Here is a 20,837-nt window from a genome sequence, read left to right as displayed (position 1 = left end):
CCAGGGACGTCACCGCTCGCGCAACGACGGGCATCCGCACGACGACGGATGGCTTGCGCGCATCGGGCTGTTGTTGTGCAGATCTCCGCGCGGTTGGGCGGACGGTGGGCATCCGCACCCAGCGCGACAGTGCCGTTGTTTCCTCGGCGCGTCTCCGCTTGCCGCCGCGCAGTGACGAGCATCCGCACAATGACGGATGGTTTGACCGTATCGGGCTGTTGTTGTGCAGATCTCCGTGCGAGGGCGGGGCCCGGGTTCGCGATAGCCGGGGGACGGCGGGGCGGATGTCTCCTCCCCAGGCTCTGATGGAGGCGAGTTGTGCGGCGTGGGGCGGTCGGGATGCCGTGCGGACCGTCGCGACCGGAGCCTGGAGGGGTGGCCACTACTGATCCGCTTCTTGCGCTCGCGCGTACGGTGACGGATGCCGGGGGAGTGGCGCGGTGCACCACGCTCGTCGAGCGCGGACACAGCCGCTACCGCATCGACCGGGCGATCGCGGCTGGGTGGCTGGTGCGTGTGCGCCGCAATTGGGTCGCGTTGGCGGATGCGGATGCGGAACTGGTCGATGCCTCACGTCGCGGCGTGGTGCTCACGTGCGTCACGCTCGCGCGTCGGCGCGGGCTCTGGGTGCCATCCGACGAGGAGGTTGCGCACGTGGCGGCACGGGCGGACTCCTCTGCGTATGACACGAGGGGCGTCGTCGTCCATTGGCGTCGCCCCGTCGTGCCGCGGCATCCGGATGCCCTCGAGGACTCGATCGAAAACGCGCTCGTGCTCGCTGCGACGTGCATGGCTCGTGAATCGGCGCTGGCGATCTGGGAGTCCGCGCTTCGGCAAGGCCTCGTTTCCCGAGAGGGGCTCAGCCGCCTCCACCTTCCGCCCGCCGCCCGCGCCCTGTTGACGAGCGCGGTGGGCTGGTCGGACTCGGGTCTGGAGACCCTGTTTCGTGACCGACTGCGGTGGCTCGGCATCCGTATTCTGCCGCAGGCATGGATCTGTGGGCACCGGGTCGATTTCCTGATCGGCGAGCGGCTGGTGATTCAGATCGACGGTGGGACGCACGTCGGTGCGCAGCGAACGAGCGACATCGCGCACGACGCCGAGCTCGTACTGCGCGGCTACCACGTGTTGCGGTTCTCTTATGCGCACATCATGCACGACTGGCCGCACGTGCAGGACACGATCATGCGCGCCGTTGCGCAGGGCCTGCACCTCGCACAACGCCCGTGATCTGCACGACGACCCCCCGCCGCGCCGCATCCGTCGGTTGTTGCGCGGATCACGGTTGTTGTGCGGCGCCGCCGGTGGCGACTTCGGGGGCGGATGCCTAGGGCTCGGGTTATGCCACGGATGCCGCGGGCCAGCCCGCCCTGTCGACAGCGAATGCCAGATGCGGCATATCAATGCCCCGGTAGCGGACGACGAAACGCTCGCGCACGGTCATCCCCAGTCGGATGGCGACGTTCATAGACCGGAGGTTCGTGTCGCGCACCCGCGCATAGACGCTGTCGGTGTCCAGGTGTGCGAACGCCCAGTCCACGCAGGCGCGGGCCGCCTCCGTCGCATACCCGTGTCCCCAGTGGCCTCGCGCGAGGTGGTACCCGACTTCGATGACGGTCCTATCTCCCACGGGCTGGGTCGTGATCCCGCAGTCACCGATCAGTTCTTCGGTATCCGCGCGCAGGAGTGCCCACAGGCCGTACCCCTCCGTCGCGTAGCGGTGCCGCTGCTTCGCGATCCACTCGTTCGTCTCCTCGAGCGAGAAGCCGTGCTCGTAGGCGGCCATCGCGATCGGGTCGCCGAGCGCCACGTGCAGGGCGGGGGCGTCGGATGCCTCCAGTTCGCGCATCCGCAGCCGCGGCGTGACCAGGTCCACGGTCAGGCCTCGGTCACTATGCCGGCCTCGACATGCCAGTGACGGGTGAGGCGCACCGTGTCGAGCATCCGGCGATCGTGGGTGACCAGCAGCAGGGTGCCGTCGTAGCTGTCGAGCGCCTGTTCGAGCTGCTCGATCGCGACGAGGTCGAGGTGGTTGGTCGGTTCGTCGAGCACGAGGACGTTCACGCCCCGGGCCTGTAACAGCGCCAGCCCGGCGCGGGTGCGCTCCCCGGGAGAAAGCTCATCGACGGCGCGACCGACGTGGTCGGCCTTGAGGCCGAACTTCGCGAGCAGGGTGCGCACGTCAGCGGCGGTCCATTCCGGCACCTGCGCTTCGAACGCCGTAGCCAGGTCCCGGCTGCCGGCGAGAGTCCTCCGCGCCTGATCGATCTCACCGATCGCGACGCTCGCGCCGAGACTCGCGCTCCCGGCATCCGGCTGCACGCGCCCCAGCAGCAGGCGCAGCAGCGTCGACTTGCCCGCGCCGTTGGGTCCCGTGATCCCGATCCGGTCGCCCGCGTCGATCTGCACCGATACCGGACCGAGCGTGAAGTCGCCCTGCCGCACCACGGCGGCGGATGCCGTCGAGACGACCGAGCTCGACCGCGGCGCCTGCCCGATCGTGAACTGCAGCTGCCACTCCTTGCGCGGCTCCTCGACCTCGACGAGGCGCGCGATCCGGCTCTCCATCTGCCGTACCTTCTGCGCCTGCTTCTCGCTGGACTCCGTCGAGGCCTTCCGCCGAATCTTGTCGTTGTCGGGCGCCTTGCGCATCGCATTGCGCACGCCCTGACTCGACCACTCCCGCTGGGTGCGCGCGCGGCTGACGAGGTCCGCCTTCTTCTCGGCGAACTCCTCGTACTCTTCCCGCGCGTGGCGCCGCACGGTCGCGCGCTCCTCGAGGAACGCGTCGTACCCGCCGCCGTAGACGCGGTTGGTGCCCTGCGCGAGGTCCAGCTCGACGACGCGCGTCACGATCGCCGAGAGGAACTCCCGGTCGTGGCTGACGAGGACGACCGCGCCGCGATATCCGCGCAGAAACCCCTCGAGCCGGGCCAGCCCGTCGAGGTCGAGATCGTTGGTGGGCTCGTCGAGCAGCACGACATCGAAGCGCGAGAGCAGCAGGGCAGCGAGCGCGACGCGCGCGGCCTGCCCTCCCGAAAGCGCGGTCATCGGCACGTCGATCGACAGCTCGAGTCCGAGTTCGGCGAGCGTGGCGGGGAGGCGCTCGTCGAGATCGGCCGCTCCGCTCGCAAGCCACCGTTCGAGCGCCGCCGCATACACGTCGCCGGGGTCCGCGGCGGGACCGGCATCCGAGGATTGGGCATCCGTGGAGCCGGCGAGCGCGGCGGCTGCCGCATCCATCTCCCGCGTCGCCTGGGCCGCGCCCGTGCGCCGCCCGACGTAGTCCGCGACCGTCTCGCCGGGGATCCGCTCGTGCTCCTGTGGCAGCCATCCGATGAACGCGTCGGCCGGCGTGCGGATGACGTTGCCCTCGAGCGGCTCGTCGATCCCGGCCAGGATGCGCAGCAGCGTCGACTTTCCCGCGCCGTTGGCGCCGACGACCCCGACGACATCGCCCGGCGCGACGACAAGGTCGAGCGCGCTGAAGAGCACGCGATGGTCGTGTCCGCCCGCGAGCTGCTTGGCGACGAGGGTGGCACTCATCCGTCCATTCTCGTCCACGCGGCATCCGTCGCCATCCGGGCGAGCAGCCTACGCACGGCGTCTGCTCTGTGCCGCCGATCTGCACAGGGACCGATGAATGCGCGGCATTCGTGCGTCGGTGTGCGGATGTCCGTGGTTGTACGGGCGGGTGCGCGGATGCCAGGACGTGCAGGTGCGCGGATGCCGGGACGTGCGGGTGCGACACGTTTGCTCGGCGACGGCGATCCGCACAAGGACGGATGAATGGGCGGCATCCGTGCGTCGTTGTGCGGATCTGCGTGGCTGTGCGGGTGGGCGCGGCGGGTGGGGATGGCGGACGCGGGTCGAGGGCGGGGACTGGGGCATGGGCGGGCGCACGGCGGGGCCTGGGCGCGGGTAGAATCGTGCCAGCAGCATCGATCCGGCCATCACCGGGGAGCTCTCGGAAGAACGGTCCCGCGAGGGGCTCAGTAGAACCGAGCGGGGCAGGCCCGTCACAGCCGCAGTGAGAGGGGCCGAACCGGACGCAGACCGGTACGGCACGCAGGGTGGTACCGCGGTCCGCGAGGATCGTCCCGGCAGACGTATCCGTGACCCCTGCGAGAGACCATGACCTACCCCCGCCCCTCGGCCTTCGGGCCCGCCGCCGACGTCTCCCCGAGCCCGCGGTTCCCCGCCATCGAGCGCGAGATCCTCGACTTCTGGCAGCGCGACGACACCTTCCGCGCGTCCATCGAGCAGCGTGAGGGCGCGCCCGAGTGGGTCTTCTACGACGGCCCCCCGTTCGCTAACGGCCTGCCGCACTACGGCCACCTGCTGACCGGCTACGCCAAGGACCTGTTCCCGCGGTTCCAGACGATGCGCGGCAAGAAGGTCGACCGGGTGTTCGGCTGGGACACGCACGGCCTGCCCGCCGAGCTCGAGGCGATGAAGCAGCTCGGCATCACGGAGAAGGCCGAGATCGAGCAGATGGGGATCGCCGCCTTCAACGCGAAGGCCCGGGAGTCGGTCCTCACCTACACGCGCGAGTGGGAGGACTACGTCACCCGCCAGGCGCGCTGGGTCGACTTCGAGCGCGGGTACAAGACCCTCGACACCGGATACATGGAGTCGGTCCTCTGGGCCTTCAAGACCCTCTACGACAAGGGCCTCGCATACGAGGGCTACCGCGTCCTCCCGTACTGCTGGCGTGACGAGACCCCGCTGTCGAGCCACGAGCTGCGCATGGACGACGACGTCTACAAGATGCGCCAGGACCCCTCGGTCACCGTCACCTTCCCCCTCGTGGGCGCGAAGGCCGAGGCGCTCGGGCTCACCGCCGTCCGAGCGCTCGCGTGGACGACGACCCCCTGGACCCTGCCGACGAACCTCGCGCTCGCGGTCGGTCCCGGCATCCGTTACGTCGTCGTGCCCGGCGGCCCGAACGGCGCCGCCGACGTGCACCGAACCCCCGCGGGCGAGGCGGACGACGCGCTCGAGGCGACCGCGCACGAGTACCTACTGGCCGAAGACCTGCTCGCCGGGTACGCGAAGGACCTCGGGTACGAGAGCGCCGAGGATGCCCGGGCGGCGGTCTCGCGCAGCATCCTGGGCGCAGAGCTTGCCGGGGTCGCGTACGACCGCCTGTTCGACTACTACGCGGATGCCGAGACCTGGGGCACCGGACACGCGTGGCAGATCCTCGTCGACGACTACGTCACCACCACCGACGGCACCGGCATCGTCCACCAGGCGCCGGCCTACGGTGAGGACGACCAGCGGGTCGCCGAGGCCGCCGGCATCCCGACGATCCTGTCCCTCGACGAGGGCGGCAGGTTCCTGCCGCAGGTCACGGATGTCGCCGGCGAGCTGTGGATGGATGCCAACCGTCCCCTCATCCGGCTGCTGCGCGAGCGGGGACGGATGCTGCGCGAAGCCAGCTACGAGCACTCCTACCCGCACTGCTGGCGGTGCCGGAACCCCCTGATCTACAAGGCGGTCTCGAGCTGGTTCGTGCGGGTGACCGAGATCAAGGACCGGCTGCTCGAGCTCAACGAGCAGATCACGTGGGCTCCCGAGAACGTCAAGCACGGTCAGTTCGGCAAGTGGCTCGAAGGGGCGCGAGACTGGTCGATCAGCCGCAACAGGTACTGGGGCTCGCCGATCCCGATCTGGAAGAGCGATGACCCCGAATACCCGCGCGTTGACGCGTACGGGTCGCTGGAAGAACTCGAGCGGGACTTCGGCACGCTACCGCGCAACGAGGCGGGCGAGGTCGACCTGCACCGCCCGTACATCGACGATCTCACGAGGCCCAACCCCGACGACCCGACGGGGCGTTCGACGATGCGGCGCATCGAGGACGTCTTCGACGTGTGGTTCGACTCCGGGTCGATGCCCTACGCGCAGGTGCACTACCCCTTCGAGAACCAGGAGTGGTTCGACGAGCACGCCCCAGCCGACTTCATCGTCGAGTACATCGGCCAGACCCGCGGCTGGTTCTACGTCATGCACGTGCTCTCAGGGGCGCTGTTCGACCGGCCGGCCTTCACGGGCGTCTCGTGCCACGGCATTGTGCTGGGCTCCGACGGCCAGAAGATGTCGAAGTCGCTGCGCAACTACCCCGACGTGTCGGAGGTGTTCGATCGCGACGGTTCCGACGCGATGCGGTGGTTCCTCATGTCCAGCTCGGTGCTGCGCGGCGGCAACCTCGTCGTCACCGAAGAGGGCATCCGCGCCGGGGTCCGCGAGTTCCTGCTGCCGTTATGGAACGCGTGGTACTTCTTCGCGACCTACGCCAACGCGGCATCCGGGCCCGACGGCGCCGGATACGAGGCATCCTGGCGCACCGACTCGACCGACGTGCTCGACCGTTACATCCTCGCGCTGCTCGGCGATCTGGTGACCGGGGTGGCGGCCGACCTCGACGTGCTCGACTCCACGAGCGCGGCCGAGAAGCTGCGCGACTTCGCCGAGGCGCTCACCAACTGGTACATCCGGCGCTCCCGCGACCGGTTCTGGCTGGGCGTCACGGACGATCCGGCCAGCCGCGAGGCGTTCGACACCCTCTACACGGTGCTCGAGACGCTCACCCGCGTGGCCGCACCGCTGATCCCGCTGGTTGCCGAGCGCGTCTGGCAGGGGCTCACCGGGGGCCGCAGTGTGCATCTGCAGGACTGGCCGGAAGCGGCATCCTTCGCCCCCGCCGCCGACATCCGCACCGCGATGGATGCCGTCCGCGAGGTCTCGAGCGTTGCCAACGCCCTGCGCAAGAAGGAGGGCAAGCGCGTGCGCCTCCCGCTGCCGCGGCTGACGGTCGCGGTGACGGGTGCCGCGGCCCTGAGCCAGTTCGAGGCGATCCTGCGCGATGAACTCAACGTCAAGAGCGTCGAGCTCGTCGAACTCACCGACGGCCTCGCGGAGTCCTACGGCATCAGCCAGCGGCTCGCGGTCAACGCGCGGGCGGCCGGTCCGCGCCTGGGCAAGCAGGTGCAGCACGTGATCGCCGGCGCGAAGGCAGGCCTGTGGAGCGAGCAGGACGGCGTGGTCGTCGTCGACGGCGTCGCACTGGAGCCCGGCGAGTACGAGCTGACGCTCGAGGCTGGGGGAGTGGCAGAGGGCACCGCGATCGCGCTGCTGGGCGCGGGAGGATTCGTGCTGCTCGACACGACCACGACACCCGAGCTGGAGGCCGAGGGGCTCGCGCGTGATGTCATTCGCGCCGTGCAGGACACCCGCAAGTCGGCAGGTTTCGAGGTCAGCGACCGCATCCGTCTGCGCCTGCTGTTCCAGGACCCGGATGACGGCCGCGCGGTCCAGTCCGCGTTCGAGGCTGCCGACGTGGCGGGGGAGACCCTCGCCGTCGACGCGCGGGTGCTGATCGCGGGCGAGCTCGACCCCGGCGAGGCAGGCGGCGTGAACACGTTCTCGGCCGTTGCCGCGCGCGGGCACGGAGCGAACGTCGCGGCGGGAACCTACGCGAACCGTGGATCGTTCATGGTCGTCGTCGAGCGCGTGGGAGGGGCCGAATGAACGACCGCGAGCGCGCGGACGCCGTGTACGACATCCTGCTGGCCCGCCAGGGCGAGCAGTGGGTGCAGCCGCGCATCGAGCGCACCCAGAAGCTCCTGGACTACCTCGATAACCCCCAGCGCACCTACCGCGTCATCCACGTCACCGGCACCAACGGCAAGACCTCGACCAGCCGCATCATCGAGAGTCTCGTCCGGGCCCACGGGCTGCGGACCGGCCTGTTCACGAGCCCGCACCTGGAGCGGTTCACCGAGCGCATCCTCATCGATGGTGAGCCCGTCGCCGACGAGGATCTCGCGGCCGCGTGGGACGAGATCGCCCCGTTCGTCGACCTCGTGGATGCCGAACTCACCGGAGCCGGCGATGCCGAGCTCACCTTCTTCGAGCTGCTCACCGTCCTGGCCTTCGTCGTATGCGCCGACGCGCCCGTCGATGTCCTGGTCCTCGAGGTCGGCATGGGCGGACTGTGGGACTCGACCAACACCGCCGACGGGGACGTCGCCGTGTTCGCCCCGATCGATCTGGACCATGCCTCGCGCCTGGGCGACACGATTGAGCAGATCGCCACTGTGAAAGCCGGGATCATCAAGCAGGATGCCGCGGTCGTGTCGGCCCGTCAGGCGTCGCCCGCTGAAGCGATCCTGCGCGGGCAGGCCGGGCGGCGCGACGCGTCCTTCGCGATCGAGGGGGAGCAGTTCGCGTTGCAGCGGTCGGCTCTGGCCGTCGGCGGGCAGCTCATCTCGGTGCGCGGACTCGCTGCCGAGTACGCCGATCTCTACCTCCCGCTGTATGGCGCTCACCAGGCATTCAACGCGGCGCTTGCCATCGCCGCGGTCGAGGCGCTCATCGGGGGCGGGCGTCAGCCGATCGCTCCGGACGTGCTGGTAGAGGGGCTTGCGAGCGTCACCTCTCCCGGACGACTCCAGCTCGTGGGCACGAGTCCCACGGTGCTGGTGGATGCCGCGCACAACCCCCACGGAGCCCGTGCGCTCGCGCAGGCGCTGGGCGAAGCGTTCGACTTCGACGAGTGGGGACTCGTGGTGGGTGTGCTGTCCGATAAGGACGCCGACGGGATCATCGCGGAACTCAGCGAGGTGGCGACGGAGATCTTCGTGACGGCGCCGGACTCGGACAGGGCGACGGATGCCGACGCTCTTGCCGATCTGATTGAGGCACGCGGTATGCCGGTGGCGGTTTTCCCGGAGCTCGAGGCGGCTGCGGAGGCGGCGCGGGCCTGGGCTGTGCAGGCACAGCGGCGCGCGGTGATCATCACCGGCTCCGTCGTCCTGGCCGGCGAGGCCATCACCCTCTCGGCCGAGAACGCGTGGAAGGGTGGAGCACAGGCATGACCACTGCAGAGCCGGCATCCGCCCCGCGACCACGCCGACGCCGCGGCGCCCGCGAGTCCCTGGGCTCGGTGGTTCTCGGCTTCGAATCGATCATCGTATTCCTCGGTGGACTCGTCGTGTACGGCCTTCGCGTCCTCCCCGAGGGCATCGAGCCATGGTGGGGAATCGTCGGCGGGTCTGTCCTGGCGCTCCTCATGATCGTCACCTCTGGCCTGTTGCGGCACTCGTGGGCCGTCGTCGTGGGGTGGCTGTTGCAGTTCGTCGTGCTGCTCGGAGGGTTCCTCGTGCCGACGCTGTTCGTTGTCGCACTCATTTTCGGCGGCATGTGGGCGTATGCGACGATCAAGGGGGCGGCTTTGGACGCCCGCAACGCCCGACTCGCGGCACCCCCGGAACCTCAGAACGGAGAATGACGATGTCGACCGAAGAGACCCTCGTCCTGGTCAAGCCCGACGGTGTCGCGAGGGGGCTCACCGGCTCGATCCTCGCCCGCATCGAGGCGAAAGGGTACGCGCTTGTCGACATCCGCCTCGTGGAGCCCGATCGCGATCGGCTTGAGCAGCACTACGCCGAGCACGCCGGAAAGCCCTTCTACGAGCCGCTTCTCGAGTTCATGATGTCGGGCCCCTCTGTGGCCATTCGCCTCGCGGGCAACCGCGTCATCGAGGGCTTCCGCTCCCTCGCAGGCACGACCGACCCCACAACCGCTGCACCAGGAACCATCCGCGGTGACTTCGGTCGCGACTGGGGTCTGGCAGTGCAGCAGAACCTCGTGCACGGCTCCGACAGCCCCGAGTCGGCCGCGCGTGAACTGGAGATCTGGTTCGGCTGAGAACCGCCAAGCGCGGTATGACGCTCACCCACACAGCCGGCACTCTCTGCGCACGACCTCGAGTGCTGAGGTCAAAGACCGAAGATGTTGGTGAGGGCGCGCGTCGGGGCCAGCTGGGCCACGATGATGATGATGCCGTAGCTGACGATCGTGGCCAGCGGTACCCACGTCATGAGCTGGCCTGAGACTCGGAGCAGGCCGGGAGAGCGTCCGAACACGCCCAGCCGCATCACGTGCACCGTCACCGCGTAGAAGGTGGGGATCGTCACGCTCCACGTGACCATGCACCAGGGGCACAGGGTGCCGAGTTCGAACAGGCTCTGGCTGATGAGCCAGATCACGAACCCGAAGGCGAACAGCAGTCCCGCCCAGAAGAGCGTCCAGAACCATCGGGCGAAGCGGGCCCCGGCCAGCAGCGCAGCGCCCACGACGATGGGCGCCATCCACCCGGCCAGACCCAGGATCGGGTTCGGGAACCCGAAAACGCTGCCCTGCCACGACTGAAGGTTGGCCGTGCACTGAACGAGGATGCTGAAGTCGCACGATGCGGTCGCATCCGGGTCTGCAAGCAGATGGAACCGCTCGACCGTCAGCGCGAAGGCGGCGTACCAGCCGATCGCGCCTGCAGCGATGAGCCAGATGGCAAGGCCGACAGGGCGGCGAGTGGGTGCGTCGAGCATGTCTCGATTCTGGCATCCGTCTGCCCGGGAGTTCCCCGTGTGGGGCGGCTCGCACGCCGGCGGAGGAGGCAGCCGCCCTCGACCCCGCCGTCGGTCGTTGCGGAGTGTGCGAGCCGATGGGGTGTTTGCGGTCGGATAGTGCGATAATTGCCGGGACGAGTCCGCGGCCGCGCCGCGGGACATGTCGTCACAGACTTCCGGGCAATGGCTGCCCGTCGCAGCGCGAGCGTCGAGCCCGCTGCACACCGAGTTGATGAGCGACCTGCTGGTCGCGGAGATTTCGTCGGGCCACGCGCGGGGTCGCCCGACAAGGAGTACGCCGACATGGGCGATGAGAACGATGCACAGAACACGATCGACCTGGACGAGACAGGAGCACGAGAGGAGCTGAGTACGCTCCCGCACCTGCCGGAAGGCGAGTCGGCTCCCGTGTCGGACGCCGACGGAGCGAGCGAGACGGATGCGTCCCCCGCCGATCGGGCGGAACCGGCGCCGGTCGCGGCAGAGGCTGGAGCACCGGAGACCGCAGGTGATGCCGAGAGCGCACCTCTGGCCGAAGACAGCGCACCTGTTGCCGAGGACCCGGCGGAATCGGCGCTGGACGCCGACGAGCAGGCCGTGGCCGACACGGAGGAGCAGCCCCCCGCGGACACCGACGAGCAGCCCTCCGCTGACGCCCAAGAAGAGCCCGCCGCCGGCGAGCCCGAGAAGCCGGAGGGGCCGCCGACTGCGGTGAGCCTCGGGTTGCTACCCGAGAACTTCGTCTCCGCGGTCTCGACGGCGCTTGTCTTCTACGCACCAGAGATCGCGCCGCTCCCGGCGCTTCCCGAGGACGAGCAGGACGAACCCGAACAGGGCGGCTCCTCGAGGCGGCGAAACCGTCGTCGCGGCGGGGGAGAGCCTCGCGACGAGAACAGATCGACCGGGTCGCGGCAGCGGCAGGCCGAAGTGATCACCGAGCCTCAGCGCATCAAAGGATCGACTCGGCTCGAAGCCAAGAAGCAGCGCCGCCGGGACGGCCGCGAGGCGGGTCGGCGTCGCACCGTCGTCACCGAGGCGGAGTTCCTCGCTCGCCGTGAGGCCGTGGATCGGGTCATGGTCGTACGTTCCAAGAACGGGCGAGTCCAAATCGGCGTGCTCGAAGACAACGTCCTCGTGGAGCACTACGTCGCTCGTAGTCAAGACGCCTCCCTCATCGGCAACGTCTACCTCGGGCGCGTGCAGAACGTGCTGCCGAGCATGGAGGCAGCCTTCGTGGACATCGGCCGGGGCCGCAACGCGGTGCTCTACTCCGGCGAGGTCGACTGGGATTCGGTCGAGACCGGAAACCAGCCTCGCCGTATCGAACTCGCGCTGAAATCCGGCGACAAGGTGCTCGTCCAGGTCACGAAGGACCCGGTGGGACACAAGGGTGCTCGTCTGACGAGCCAGATCTCGCTCCCGGGTCGCTATCTGGTCTACGTGCCCGGTGGCGCGATGAATGGGATCTCGCGCAAGCTCCCCGATACTGAGCGTGCGCGTCTCAAGAAGATCCTCAAGGAAGTGCTCCCCGAATCGTCGGGAGTGATCGTCCGCACGGCAGCCGAGGGCGCGACAGAAGACCAGCTGACACGCGATGTCCAGCGGCTGACAGCGCAGTGGGAGCACATCAACCGCCAGGTGGAGACCACGGGGGCGCCGGCGCTCCTGCACTCAGAACCCGACCTTCTCGTCAAGATCGTCCGCGACGTGTTCAACGAGGACTTCTCCCGGATGCTGATCCAGGGCGAGGACGCTCTCCACACGATCTCGCGGTACCTCGAGGGCGTTGCTCCTGACCTGCTGGAGCGTGTGTCGGCCTACGAGGGTGAGAACGATCCGTTCGACGAGTTCCGGATCACGGAGCAGATCGAGAAGGCGCTCGACCGCAAGGTCTGGCTGCCGTCGGGGGGCTCGCTCGTCATCGACCGGACCGAGGCGATGACCGTCATCGACGTCAACACCGGAAAATTCGTGGGATCCGGCGGAAACCTCGAAGAGACCGTCACCAAGAACAACCTCGAAGCGGCCGAGGAGATCGTCCGTCAGCTCCGCCTGCGCGACATCGGCGGCATCATCGTCGTCGACTTCATCGACATGGTCCTCGAGTCCAACCGTGATCTCGTGCTGCGACGACTGGTTGAGTGTCTCAGCCGAGACCGCACGAAGCACCAGGTCGCCGAGGTCACCTCTCTCGGCTTGGTGCAGATGACCCGCAAGAAGCTCGGCCTCGGTCTCCTGGAGACCTTCAGTGAGCCCTGCGAGGTGTGCGCCGGTCGGGGGATCATCGTGCATCACGACCCCGTCGTGAAGCACCGGGCTTCGTCGGGAGGAAACGGCTCTCAGCGCCGGTCCCGGGGATCTGCGGGCACCGGCTCGACGTCGTCGTCGGCGGGCGGGAACGGAACACACGTCATCACTGAGGGTGTGAAATCGGCGCTGGCGCAGATCGCGGCATCCACGATTCACGCGCCGGTCGATGCTGCCGCCGTGGAGGAGGCTGTTGTCGCCGTCGTCGAGGAGGCGAGCGAACCGGCGCCGGAGAAGCCCAAGCGTCGCAAGAAGAAGGCGGAGGCCGCCGAGAAGCCGAAGTCCGAGAAGGAACTGCTTCTGGATTCGGTGCTCAACGCCCTTCCTGAGCCCAAGGCTCCGGGTCAGGGGCGCGGCCGGCGGCGCGTGACGACGGCCGCGCTGACCGGAACCCCGGTCTCGGCGACGCCGACGACGTCTGACGACGAGTCCTGACCGGTTAGGGCTGTCGGTCGCCGCGTCGCTCTCGAGCCGTCACACGCAAGCCGGAGGAGATGAGCGCACGCACGAGCGTGTGGCCGTCCACGGGTCGCGCTCCGGCGGCAACCAGCCGGGCGTGGGCCTCCGCGGGAACGTCGTAGTGGTCGCGATCGAAGCCGCGTCGCGGGATATCATTCACGGCGGCGAACTCGTGCAGTTCGGCGATGTCGCTATCGCTGATCAGGTGCGACCAGAGACGCCCGTGCGCCGGCCAGCGCGGATCGTCGATGAGAATCGCCACGCGCCGATTTTAGGTGGTCCCGACGGCGGGGATCGCGGCGCGCCAGACCGCTTTGCGAGGACGGTGTCGAATCGGGTAAAGTATTCCTTTGGTGCGTCGTGTGCCGCGTTCCGGACGGCGGCACGTCAGGGCCTCGGTTCCGCACCGCAGTGGACATCCCCACGGATGGCCCCTCAGACAGACCGGAGCGCTGTGCTCCCAGAAGAAACAGGTGTGAAGTGGTTTACGCAGTAGTGCGCGCCGGTGGCCGTCAGGAAAAGGTCTCGGTCGGCTCGATCGTCGTCCTCGACCGTCTCGCTGCCCAGATCGGCGACAAGGTCGAGCTTCCGGCCGTGCTGCTCGTGGACGGCGACACCGTCACGACCGACGCTGCGAAGCTCTCCAAGGTCAGCGTGACGGCCGAGGTCCTCGGCGAGGAGCGCGGGCCGAAGATCGTCATCCAGAAGTTCAAGAACAAGACCGGCTACAAGAAGCGTGAGGGGCACCGCCAGGACCTCACGCGCGTCAAGGTCACCGGCATCAAGTAAGACCCAGGAAGAGGCGCAGCAATGGCACACAAGAAGGGCGCAAGCTCTACCCGTAACGGTCGTGACTCCAACGCACAGCGACTGGGCGTCAAGCGATTCGGCGGCCAGGTCGTGAACGCGGGCGAGATCCTCGTCCGTCAGCGCGGCACCCACTTCCACCCCGGCGCCAACGTCGGCCGCGGTGGCGACGACACGCTGTTCGCGCTCTCCGCCGGTGCGGTCGAGTTCGGCACCAAGGGCGGCCGCAAGGTCGTGAACGTGGTGGCCGCCGCGGAGTGATCTGCAGCTGATATCAGTTTTCGGAAGGGGCGGGCTTCGGCTCGCCCCTTCCCGTCATCCGGCTCATCCCCGTACCCGAAGTCAGGAGATCACGCATGGTCACCTTTGTGGACCGCGTCACCCTGCATCTGCGCGCGGGTAAGGGCGGCAACGGATGCGTCTCGGTGCGCCGCGAGAAGTTCAAGCCCCTCGCCGGTCCCGACGGCGGCAATGGTGGGCACGGGGGCGACATCGTCCTCGTCGCCGATCCCCAAGTCACGACGCTGCTGTCGTACCATCACTCGCCCCACCGTTCCGGCGGGAACGGGGGGTTCGGCATGGGCGACAATCGGTCAGGCGCCGCCGGGGAGTCGGTGGAGCTGCCGGTTCCCCTCGGCACCGTCGTGAAGGACACCTCGGGGGAGGTGCTGGTCGATCTGATCGAGCCGGGCATGCGCTACGTCGTCGCCCCGGGGGGTCTGGGTGGTCTGGGAAACGCCGCGCTCGCCTCGCCCAAGCGCAAGGCTCCTGGCTTCGCGCTGCTGGGCACACCCGGCTGGGAGGGCGACGTCGTCCTCGAACTGAAGACTGTCGCCGATGTCGCGCTCGTCGGTTACCCGTCCGCGGGCAAGTCCAGCCTGATCGCCGCGATCTCGGCGGCTCGACCCAAGATCGCGGACTACCCTTTCACGACGCTCCACCCGAACCTGGGTGTGGTCGAGGCCGGTGATGTGCGGTTCACCGTCGCGGACGTTCCTGGACTGATCGAGGGCGCCAGCAGCGGCCGCGGGCTCGGTCTCGAGTTCCTCCGACACGTGGAACGCTGCACCGCTCTCGTTCACGTGCTGGACTGTGCGACGCTTGATCCCGGGAGGGATCCGATCAGCGATCTCGACGTCATCCTCGCCGAACTGGCGGCGTACCCCGTTCCTGACGGGCAGCGTCCGCTGCTCGAGCGTCCGCAGGTGATCGCACTGAACAAAGTCGACGTGCCGGAGGCGAAGGACCTTGCGGATCTGGTGCGTCCCGAACTCGAGTCCCGCGGGTTCCGCGTCTTCGAGATTTCCACAGTGAGTCGTTCCGGCTTGCGCGAGCTGAGTTTCGCTCTCGCGTCGATCGTCGCCGAGCATCGCGCAGCCGAAGCGGATGCGCCGCGCCCCGAACGCGTCATCATCCGTCCGCGCGGTGCCGAGCAGGACTTCTCCGTGCGTGTCGAAGGGGGAACCTACGGTCCCGTGTACCGGATCCTCGGCGCGAAGCCAGTCCGGTGGGTGCAGCAGACCGACTTCCAGAATGATGAAGCAGTCGGGTATCTGGCGGATCGGCTCGAGAAGCTCGGCGTCGAGGATGAGCTGTACCGTCTCGGAGCTACTCCGGGCGCCACGGTTGTCATCGGCGAGGAGGACGGCGTCGTGTTCGACTGGCAGCCCTCGCTCAGTTCGGTATCGGAGTTGATGACGGCGCCGCGTGGCACAGATCCGCGCCTGGACCAGAACGCCCGCCGCACGACGGCGCAGCGCCGCGAGCAGTACCACGAGCGGATGGATGCGAAGGCCGAGGCCCGGGAGGAGCTCGAGGCAGAGCGCATCGCTGCGAGGAATGATCGGGAGGACGACGAGCAGTGACTGTGACCGAGCGTGAGGGCCTCCGCGCCTGCCGGCGCCTTGTCGTGAAGGTCGGTTCGTCGTCCATCAGCGGGGAACACGCGTGGCGCATCGACGCGATCGTCGCCGCCATCGCCGCGGCGCACGGTCGAGGCACCGAGGTCGTTCTCGTCTCCTCGGGGGCGATAGCCACCGCGCTCCCGCTACTGAATCTGGAGGGGCGACCCGACGACCTCGCGACGCAGCAGGCATCGGCAGCGGTCGGGCAGAACGTCCTCATGTGGCGATATCAGACCAGCCTGGATCGGTTCGGCATCCTGGCGGGGCAGGTTCTGCTGACAGCCGGTGATCTCGAGAATGCGACGCACAGGTCGAACGCGCGGCGAGCGATGGAGCGACTTCTGGGGTTACGGATCCTGCCGATCGTGAACGAGAACGACACCGTCGCGACGCACGAGATCCGCTTTGGCGACAACGACAGGCTCGCCGCCTTGGTGGCGCAGCTCGTGGGAGCCGATGCTCTCGTCCTGCTCAGCGACATCGAAGCCCTCTACACGCGGCCGCCGGGGGAGCCGGGTGCAATGCCGATCGATCGCGTCGAACCGGGCGATGACCTCCACGGCTTTCAGTTCGGCTCGGTGGTCGTCAACAGCGTGGGCACCGGCGGCGCTGCGACGAAGGTCTCGGCGGCACGGCTTGCGGCGGCGGCGGGTGTGGGCGTCCTGGTGACCAGCGCCGATCGGGTCGACGACGCGTTGCTGGGCGAACGGATCGGCACGTGGTTCGCTCCACACCCCGATCCGGTGCCCTCCGCTTTGACAGGTCCCATCAGCGTCGATCGGTAGGCTGGCGTCCATGGCAACGACCCTTGTTTCGCCCACGGATGCCGTCACGGGCGCGCGCGAGCGCATGGCGCTGGCCAAGCGTGCCGCGCGGACGCTCGGCCTTCTCTCGTCGGAGCGCAAGAGCGAGATGCTGCGCGCCGTCGCCGCTCGGCTCGAGGCCGATTCCGAGGCAATCGTCGCCGCCAATGCGGGAGATCTCGAGCGCGGAAGGGAGTCCGGGCTCTCGGCCGCACTCCAGGATCGACTCCGGCTGGACCCGTCGCGTGTGGCGGCGCTTGCCGACGCAGTGCGAGATGTGGCCGAGCTTCCTGACCCCGTCGGGCGTGTCATCGAACAGCGGCGGCTCGAGAACGGCCTGTCTCTGACGAAGGTGGCTGTGCCGTTCGGGGTCGTCGGTTCGATTTATGAAGCGCGCCCGAACGTGACCGTCGATATCGCTGCCCTCGCGCTTCGGTCAGGCAATGCGGTCGTCCTGCGCGGGGGCTCAGCCGCTGAGCAGAGCAACCGAGCGCTGATCTCGAGCATGCGGGCGGCGCTGGAGAGCGTCGGGGTGGATCCCGACGCCATTCAGACCGTCGACGATTTCGGGCGTGAGGGTGCGCGAGCGATGATGCAGGCGCGCGGGTTGATCGACGTGCTCGTGCCCCGCGGGAGCGCGCAACTCATCGAGACAGTCGTGACCGAGTCGACCGTCCCCGTCATTGAAACCGGTGCCGGCATCGTGCATATCGTGCTCGATGAGAGCGCGCGAGCGGACTGGGCCATCGACATTGTTGTCAACGCGAAGGTGCAACGCCCGAGCGTGTGCAACGCCGTCGAGACGATACTGGTGCATCGTGGCGCAGCCGATCGCCTCATCCCCGCCCTCGTCTCCTCCCTGCGCGCGGCGGGCGTGACTGTTCACGGCGATGCAGAGGTCTCGGCTCGGGCGGAGGGGGTCGTGCCCGCGACACCCCAGGACTGGGCGACCGAGTACTTGAGCCTGGACATCGCGATCCGTGTCGTCGACGATCTCGATGACGCGATCGAGCACATCCGCACCTACTCGTCGCAGCACACGGAATCGATCATCACGGAGGACGCGGCAGCTGCGGAGAGGTTCCTCGCGGAAGTGGATTCCGCGGTCGTGATGGTCAACTCGTCGACGCGGTTCACGGACGGCGGTGAATTCGGATTCGGGGCCGAAGTCGGTATCTCGACGCAGAAGCTGCACGCGCGGGGGCCCATGGGTCTGCCTGAACTCACGAGCACGAAGTGGCTGGTGCGCGGTGCGGGTCAGGTCCGCGGCTGACAGCTAAGCTGGATGAGCGCACTTGTCGCCGCAGCCACGAACGGAGTTCCTATGACCCTCGTCTCGCTTCTCACCTTCGCCGCAGAAGAGTCGGAGCACCACGGCAACGTGGCATTGGAGACCGTCATCTTCGGGATCATCGCGCTTGCCGTCTTCGGGCTCCTGGCACTGGTGACAGCGTCGTACCGTAACGTTGCCAACCGTCACGCGCACAAGGCGGAGGCGTACGCCAAGACGCACGCGGCTGAGCTGCAGCGATCGGGGCACGGCCACTAGGCATCCGATGTCGGCAGCACGCGCACGCCGCATCGGGGTGATGGGTGGAACCTTCGATCCCATCCACCACGGACACCTGGTCGCGGCAAGCGAGGTTGCCGATTCATTCGGACTCGACGAGGTCGTGTTCGTCCCGACTGGTCAACCCTGGCAGAAGCAAGAGGTCACCGAATCCGAGCACCGCTATCTCATGACGGTGATCGCGACGGCATCGAACCCGAGTTTCTCGGTGAGCCGCGTCGACATCGATCGAGACGGTCCGACGTACACGATCGACACGCTGCGGGATCTGCAACGTCTCAATCCTGGCGCCGACTTGTACTTCATCACGGGCGCTGACGCGATCGCACAGATCCTGAGTTGGAGAAACCATGATGAACTGTGGGAGTTGGCGCATTTTGTCGCGGTCTCCCGCCCGGGCCATGTTCTGAACACCGACGGATTGCCCGTCGAGGATGTGAGCCAGTTGGAGATCCCCGCACTGGCGATCTCGTCGACGGACTGTCGCGACCGGGTTCGTGGGGGACACCCCGTGTGGTACCTGGTCCCTGACGGAGTCGTCCAATACATTGCGAAGCACCATCTGTATCGGAGCAACGAATGACCAATGAGCAGCAACCGAACCAGCCGTTGACACGTCGGCAGCTTCGGGAGCTCCGTAGCACGGGCGCGACGCCGATTCTGACGCCAGAAGGCACGCCCGTCATGCCCGCCGCACCCGCGCCGGAGTCGGACGCGGCAGCACCGGGCGCCGGTGGACCGACGGATGCCGCAGATTCACCGCATATCCCGGAACCTGCCGACGGCGCGACCGAACAGGAGCCCTCCGCAGCGACCGCTCCGGAGCCTGAGGTCGCTCCCGAGGGTCCCGCCGCTGCGGCACCGCATGCGACATCGCCCGAGTCGACCGTGTCAGTCGGCGACTCTGCTCCGCTGACCCGTCGGCGCGCGCGAGAGCGCACGGGAAACACGGATGCGGTTGCTGTCAGCGAGCGCGACGGGGACCACCGAGCGCCGTTCGTCTCGGCACCGCCGGAGGAGCATCCGATCTCGCAAGCGGCGGCAGGCCTGGCTGTGGAGGATTCCACCGAGCGCGGAACGGTCAGTCCGCAGCTCGGTGCAGCGCTGCTGGCCGGCATCGCGACCGAGCCCGACCCGCGGCCCAGCTTCGATCAGCTGATCGCCCGCCCGAGCGCCGGATCCACCGGCACGGGCAGTTCTCTCATCGTGACCGACTCGCCGCCCCAAGGCATCACGGCGCCGGTCAACGCGACAGGAGAGGTGCTCGTGACCGGCAGTTTGGCGTTGCCGGACCTCTTCGCGACGACCGGGCAGATGCCGGGCGCCTCCGAAGGACTCGACATCGACGCGACCTTCGCCGACGGTGAGCTGCCGCAACACTCGTCACCGACGCCCATCGCCGCGAGCGCCGCGATCAGCACCGTCAAGACCACGGCGGAGATCATCAAGCCGCCCGCGCCCGAGAAGGGCTCGAGGCTCATGCTCGCGTTGGCCATCACCGCGGGAGTGTTGGCTCTCGCGCTCGTCGGGGTGCTTATCCTCGCCTTCGCGACGGGGGTCTTCTCATGACGCGTCGTCCGGTGAGCTGCTGCGTCGTCAATGAAGGCCTGAGCGCGTGACGGCTTCAGGCGAATCGAGGCACATGCTCGCGGTGGCGGCGGCTGCCGCGGAGGCCATCGGCGGCGAGGACCTCGTTGCGCTGGACGTGTCCGACCCGCTGCCGCTCGTCGACATCTTCTTGCTGGTGACCGGACGCAGCGAGCGAAACGTCGCCGCAATCGCCGACGAGGTGGAGGAGAAGCTTCTCGAAGCCGGCTACAAGCGCCTCCGGCGTGAGGGGCGTCAGGAGTCCCGCTGGATCCTGCTTGACTTCGGTGACCTGGTCGTCCACGTGTTTCACGAGCAGGAGCGTGCTTTCTACGGGCTGGAACGCCTGTGGAAGGACTGCCCCGTCGTTCCCATCGACCGGACGACCCAGACCATTGCCGAGTGAGCGGATGCTGCCTCGGTTCGGCAGCCGTCCGCCGATGTAGTAATCTGTTCTAGTTGCCTCTCGGGGCAGCATCCGGGCCTGTGGCGCAGCTGGTAGCGCACCTGCATGGCATGCAGGGGGTCAGGGGTTCGAGTCCCCTCAGGTCCACCATGTGATGAGTCGCGACAGACATGTCATCTGAGTCGCGTCATTGTTCGCTTCGTTCTCGCTGGAGAAACACGAGTCCATTTCCATCGGGGTCTTCGAAGTGGAACATCGGCGGCGAGCCGTCCAGGTGAAGGACATCGTCGTTGTGGAGCCTCACCCCTGCATCAACGATCTGCGCGTGCGCCGACTGAACATCGTCCGTTTCCATTCGAATCGCCATCGGAATCTCGCTCCCGTGCGGCAGGAGCACGATCGTGATACCGGTACCGGGGAGCCCGATCTCCACGGCTCGGGCGCCGGGCCACGCCTCTGCGTCGCCCCGGAGCTCGAAGCCCAGGACGTCGGTGTAGAACCGCAGCGCCTCGTCCTGATCGCTGACCGGAACCGAGATGCTCACGATACGAAGGGTTGTGATCATGGGGGAGTACC

At 68.1% G+C, this 20,837-nt stretch carries 20 protein-coding genes and 1 tRNA gene; 16 read left to right on the top strand and 5 right to left on the bottom strand.

The features are described from left to right. Positions 1 to 375 precede the first annotated feature (375 nt). Positions 376 to 1,230 (top strand): endonuclease domain-containing protein, encoded by an 855-nt coding sequence (locus AC3ENO_RS04480; RefSeq protein ID WP_434969407.1) that lies wholly within the window; start codon positions 376 to 378, stop codon positions 1,228 to 1,230. Between the two features lie 109 nt (positions 1,231 to 1,339). Here AC3ENO_RS04480 and AC3ENO_RS04475 read toward each other — a convergent pair whose 3' ends face one another. Together AC3ENO_RS04475 and AC3ENO_RS04470 are read right to left on the bottom strand one after the other, a co-directional pair. Continuing rightward, positions 1,340 to 1,876: a GNAT family N-acetyltransferase gene (locus tag AC3ENO_RS04475; RefSeq protein WP_434969406.1), complete on the bottom strand. Its 537-nt coding sequence runs from the start codon at positions 1,874 to 1,876 to the stop codon at positions 1,340 to 1,342. Between the two features lie 2 nt (positions 1,877 to 1,878). Next, entirely contained in the window at positions 1,879 to 3,546 is a 1,668-nt protein-coding gene (locus tag AC3ENO_RS04470) for an ABC-F family ATP-binding cassette domain-containing protein (RefSeq protein WP_434969405.1), read from the bottom strand. Between the two features lie 588 nt (positions 3,547 to 4,134). Here AC3ENO_RS04470 and ileS point away from each other — a divergent pair. The 4 genes from ileS to ndk are packed head-to-tail and all read left to right on the top strand — an operon-like array spanning position 4,135 to position 9,717. Continuing rightward, positions 4,135 to 7,536 (top strand): isoleucine--tRNA ligase, encoded by a 3,402-nt coding sequence (gene ileS / locus AC3ENO_RS04465; protein ID WP_434969404.1) that lies wholly within the window; start codon positions 4,135 to 4,137, stop codon positions 7,534 to 7,536. Then, positions 7,533 to 8,885, top strand: coding sequence for a bifunctional folylpolyglutamate synthase/dihydrofolate synthase (locus AC3ENO_RS04460; protein WP_434969403.1), 1,353 nt, complete (start codon positions 7,533 to 7,535; stop codon positions 8,883 to 8,885). Before ileS ends, AC3ENO_RS04460 begins: the two co-directional genes overlap by 4 nt. Beyond that, positions 8,882 to 9,298, top strand: coding sequence for a DUF4233 domain-containing protein (locus AC3ENO_RS04455; RefSeq protein WP_434969402.1), 417 nt, complete (start codon positions 8,882 to 8,884; stop codon positions 9,296 to 9,298). The genes AC3ENO_RS04460 and AC3ENO_RS04455 overlap by 4 nt, the downstream gene beginning before the upstream one ends. A 2-nt stretch (positions 9,299 to 9,300) precedes the next feature. Then, positions 9,301 to 9,717, top strand: coding sequence for a nucleoside-diphosphate kinase (ndk, locus tag AC3ENO_RS04450; RefSeq protein ID WP_434969401.1), 417 nt, complete (start codon positions 9,301 to 9,303; stop codon positions 9,715 to 9,717). 71 nt (positions 9,718 to 9,788) lie between these two features. Here the strand turns inward: ndk and AC3ENO_RS04445 are convergent, their stop codons facing one another. Further along, positions 9,789 to 10,397 carry a vitamin K epoxide reductase family protein gene (locus AC3ENO_RS04445; protein WP_434969400.1) on the bottom strand — a complete coding sequence of 203 codons (609 nt, stop codon included), beginning with the start codon at positions 10,395 to 10,397 and terminating at the stop codon, positions 9,789 to 9,791. 324 nt (positions 10,398 to 10,721) lie between these two features. Between AC3ENO_RS04445 and AC3ENO_RS04440 the strand changes: the two genes are divergently transcribed. After that, positions 10,722 to 13,160 (top strand): Rne/Rng family ribonuclease, encoded by a 2,439-nt coding sequence (locus tag AC3ENO_RS04440; RefSeq protein WP_434969399.1) that lies wholly within the window; start codon positions 10,722 to 10,724, stop codon positions 13,158 to 13,160. Positions 13,161 to 13,164: 4 nt separating this feature from the next. On the opposite strand, the gene AC3ENO_RS04435 is transcribed toward AC3ENO_RS04440, so the two are convergent. Continuing rightward, the gene (locus tag AC3ENO_RS04435; RefSeq protein ID WP_434969398.1) at positions 13,165 to 13,446 is read right to left on the bottom strand and encodes a DUF4031 domain-containing protein; all 282 of its coding nucleotides are present in this window, start codon (positions 13,444 to 13,446) and stop codon (positions 13,165 to 13,167) included. 218 nt (positions 13,447 to 13,664) lie between these two features. Between AC3ENO_RS04435 and rplU the strand changes: the two genes are divergently transcribed. The 10 genes from rplU to AC3ENO_RS04385 all read left to right on the top strand — a co-directional run bounded on the left by rplU (position 13,665) and on the right by AC3ENO_RS04385 (position 20,411). Next, positions 13,665 to 13,973, top strand: a complete 309-nt coding sequence (gene rplU / locus AC3ENO_RS04430; protein ID WP_434969397.1) for a 50S ribosomal protein L21 — start codon at positions 13,665 to 13,667, stop codon at positions 13,971 to 13,973. Between the two features lie 21 nt (positions 13,974 to 13,994). Next, entirely contained in the window at positions 13,995 to 14,252 is a 258-nt protein-coding gene (gene rpmA / locus AC3ENO_RS04425; RefSeq protein ID WP_228178968.1) for a 50S ribosomal protein L27, read from the top strand. A gap of 95 nt (positions 14,253 to 14,347) precedes the next feature. Beyond that, complete coding sequence (gene obgE / locus AC3ENO_RS04420) at positions 14,348 to 15,856, top strand: GTPase ObgE (protein WP_434969396.1); 1,509 nt, start codon at positions 14,348 to 14,350, stop codon at positions 15,854 to 15,856. Beyond that, positions 15,853 to 16,680 (top strand): glutamate 5-kinase, encoded by an 828-nt coding sequence (gene proB, locus AC3ENO_RS04415; protein WP_434969395.1) that lies wholly within the window; start codon positions 15,853 to 15,855, stop codon positions 16,678 to 16,680. Before obgE ends, proB begins: the two co-directional genes overlap by 4 nt. A 10-nt stretch (positions 16,681 to 16,690) precedes the next feature. Further along, the gene (locus AC3ENO_RS04410; protein ID WP_434969394.1) at positions 16,691 to 17,971 is read left to right on the top strand and encodes a glutamate-5-semialdehyde dehydrogenase; all 1,281 of its coding nucleotides are present in this window, start codon (positions 16,691 to 16,693) and stop codon (positions 17,969 to 17,971) included. A 51-nt stretch (positions 17,972 to 18,022) separates the two neighbouring features. Further along, a complete protein-coding gene (locus tag AC3ENO_RS04405) occupies positions 18,023 to 18,247 on the top strand; it encodes a hypothetical protein (protein WP_434969417.1) in 225 nt (74 codons plus the stop codon). A gap of 7 nt (positions 18,248 to 18,254) precedes the next feature. Further along, positions 18,255 to 18,851 carry a nicotinate-nucleotide adenylyltransferase gene (gene nadD / locus AC3ENO_RS04400; RefSeq protein WP_434969393.1) on the top strand — a complete coding sequence of 199 codons (597 nt, stop codon included), beginning with the start codon at positions 18,255 to 18,257 and terminating at the stop codon, positions 18,849 to 18,851. Between the two features lie 101 nt (positions 18,852 to 18,952). Further along, complete coding sequence (locus AC3ENO_RS04395; RefSeq protein ID WP_488185761.1) at positions 18,953 to 19,837, top strand: hypothetical protein; 885 nt, start codon at positions 18,953 to 18,955, stop codon at positions 19,835 to 19,837. Between the two features lie 46 nt (positions 19,838 to 19,883). Beyond that, positions 19,884 to 20,261 (top strand): ribosome silencing factor, encoded by a 378-nt coding sequence (rsfS, locus tag AC3ENO_RS04390; protein WP_434969391.1) that lies wholly within the window; start codon positions 19,884 to 19,886, stop codon positions 20,259 to 20,261. A gap of 74 nt (positions 20,262 to 20,335) precedes the next feature. Beyond that, positions 20,336 to 20,411: transfer RNA gene (locus tag AC3ENO_RS04385), tRNA-Ala, on the top strand. 37 nt (positions 20,412 to 20,448) lie between these two features. On the opposite strand, the gene AC3ENO_RS04380 is transcribed toward AC3ENO_RS04385, so the two are convergent. Further along, on the bottom strand, positions 20,449 to 20,826 hold the full coding sequence (locus tag AC3ENO_RS04380; RefSeq protein WP_434969390.1) for a VOC family protein: 378 nt from the start codon (positions 20,824 to 20,826) through the stop codon (positions 20,449 to 20,451). Positions 20,827 to 20,837: the final 11 nt, after the last annotated feature.

It is taken from the genome of Microbacterium sp. bgisy207, from assembly GCF_057706855.1.
The sequence above is the reverse complement of the archived record's forward strand: the minus strand, read 5'-3'. Positions and strand labels throughout refer to the sequence as shown.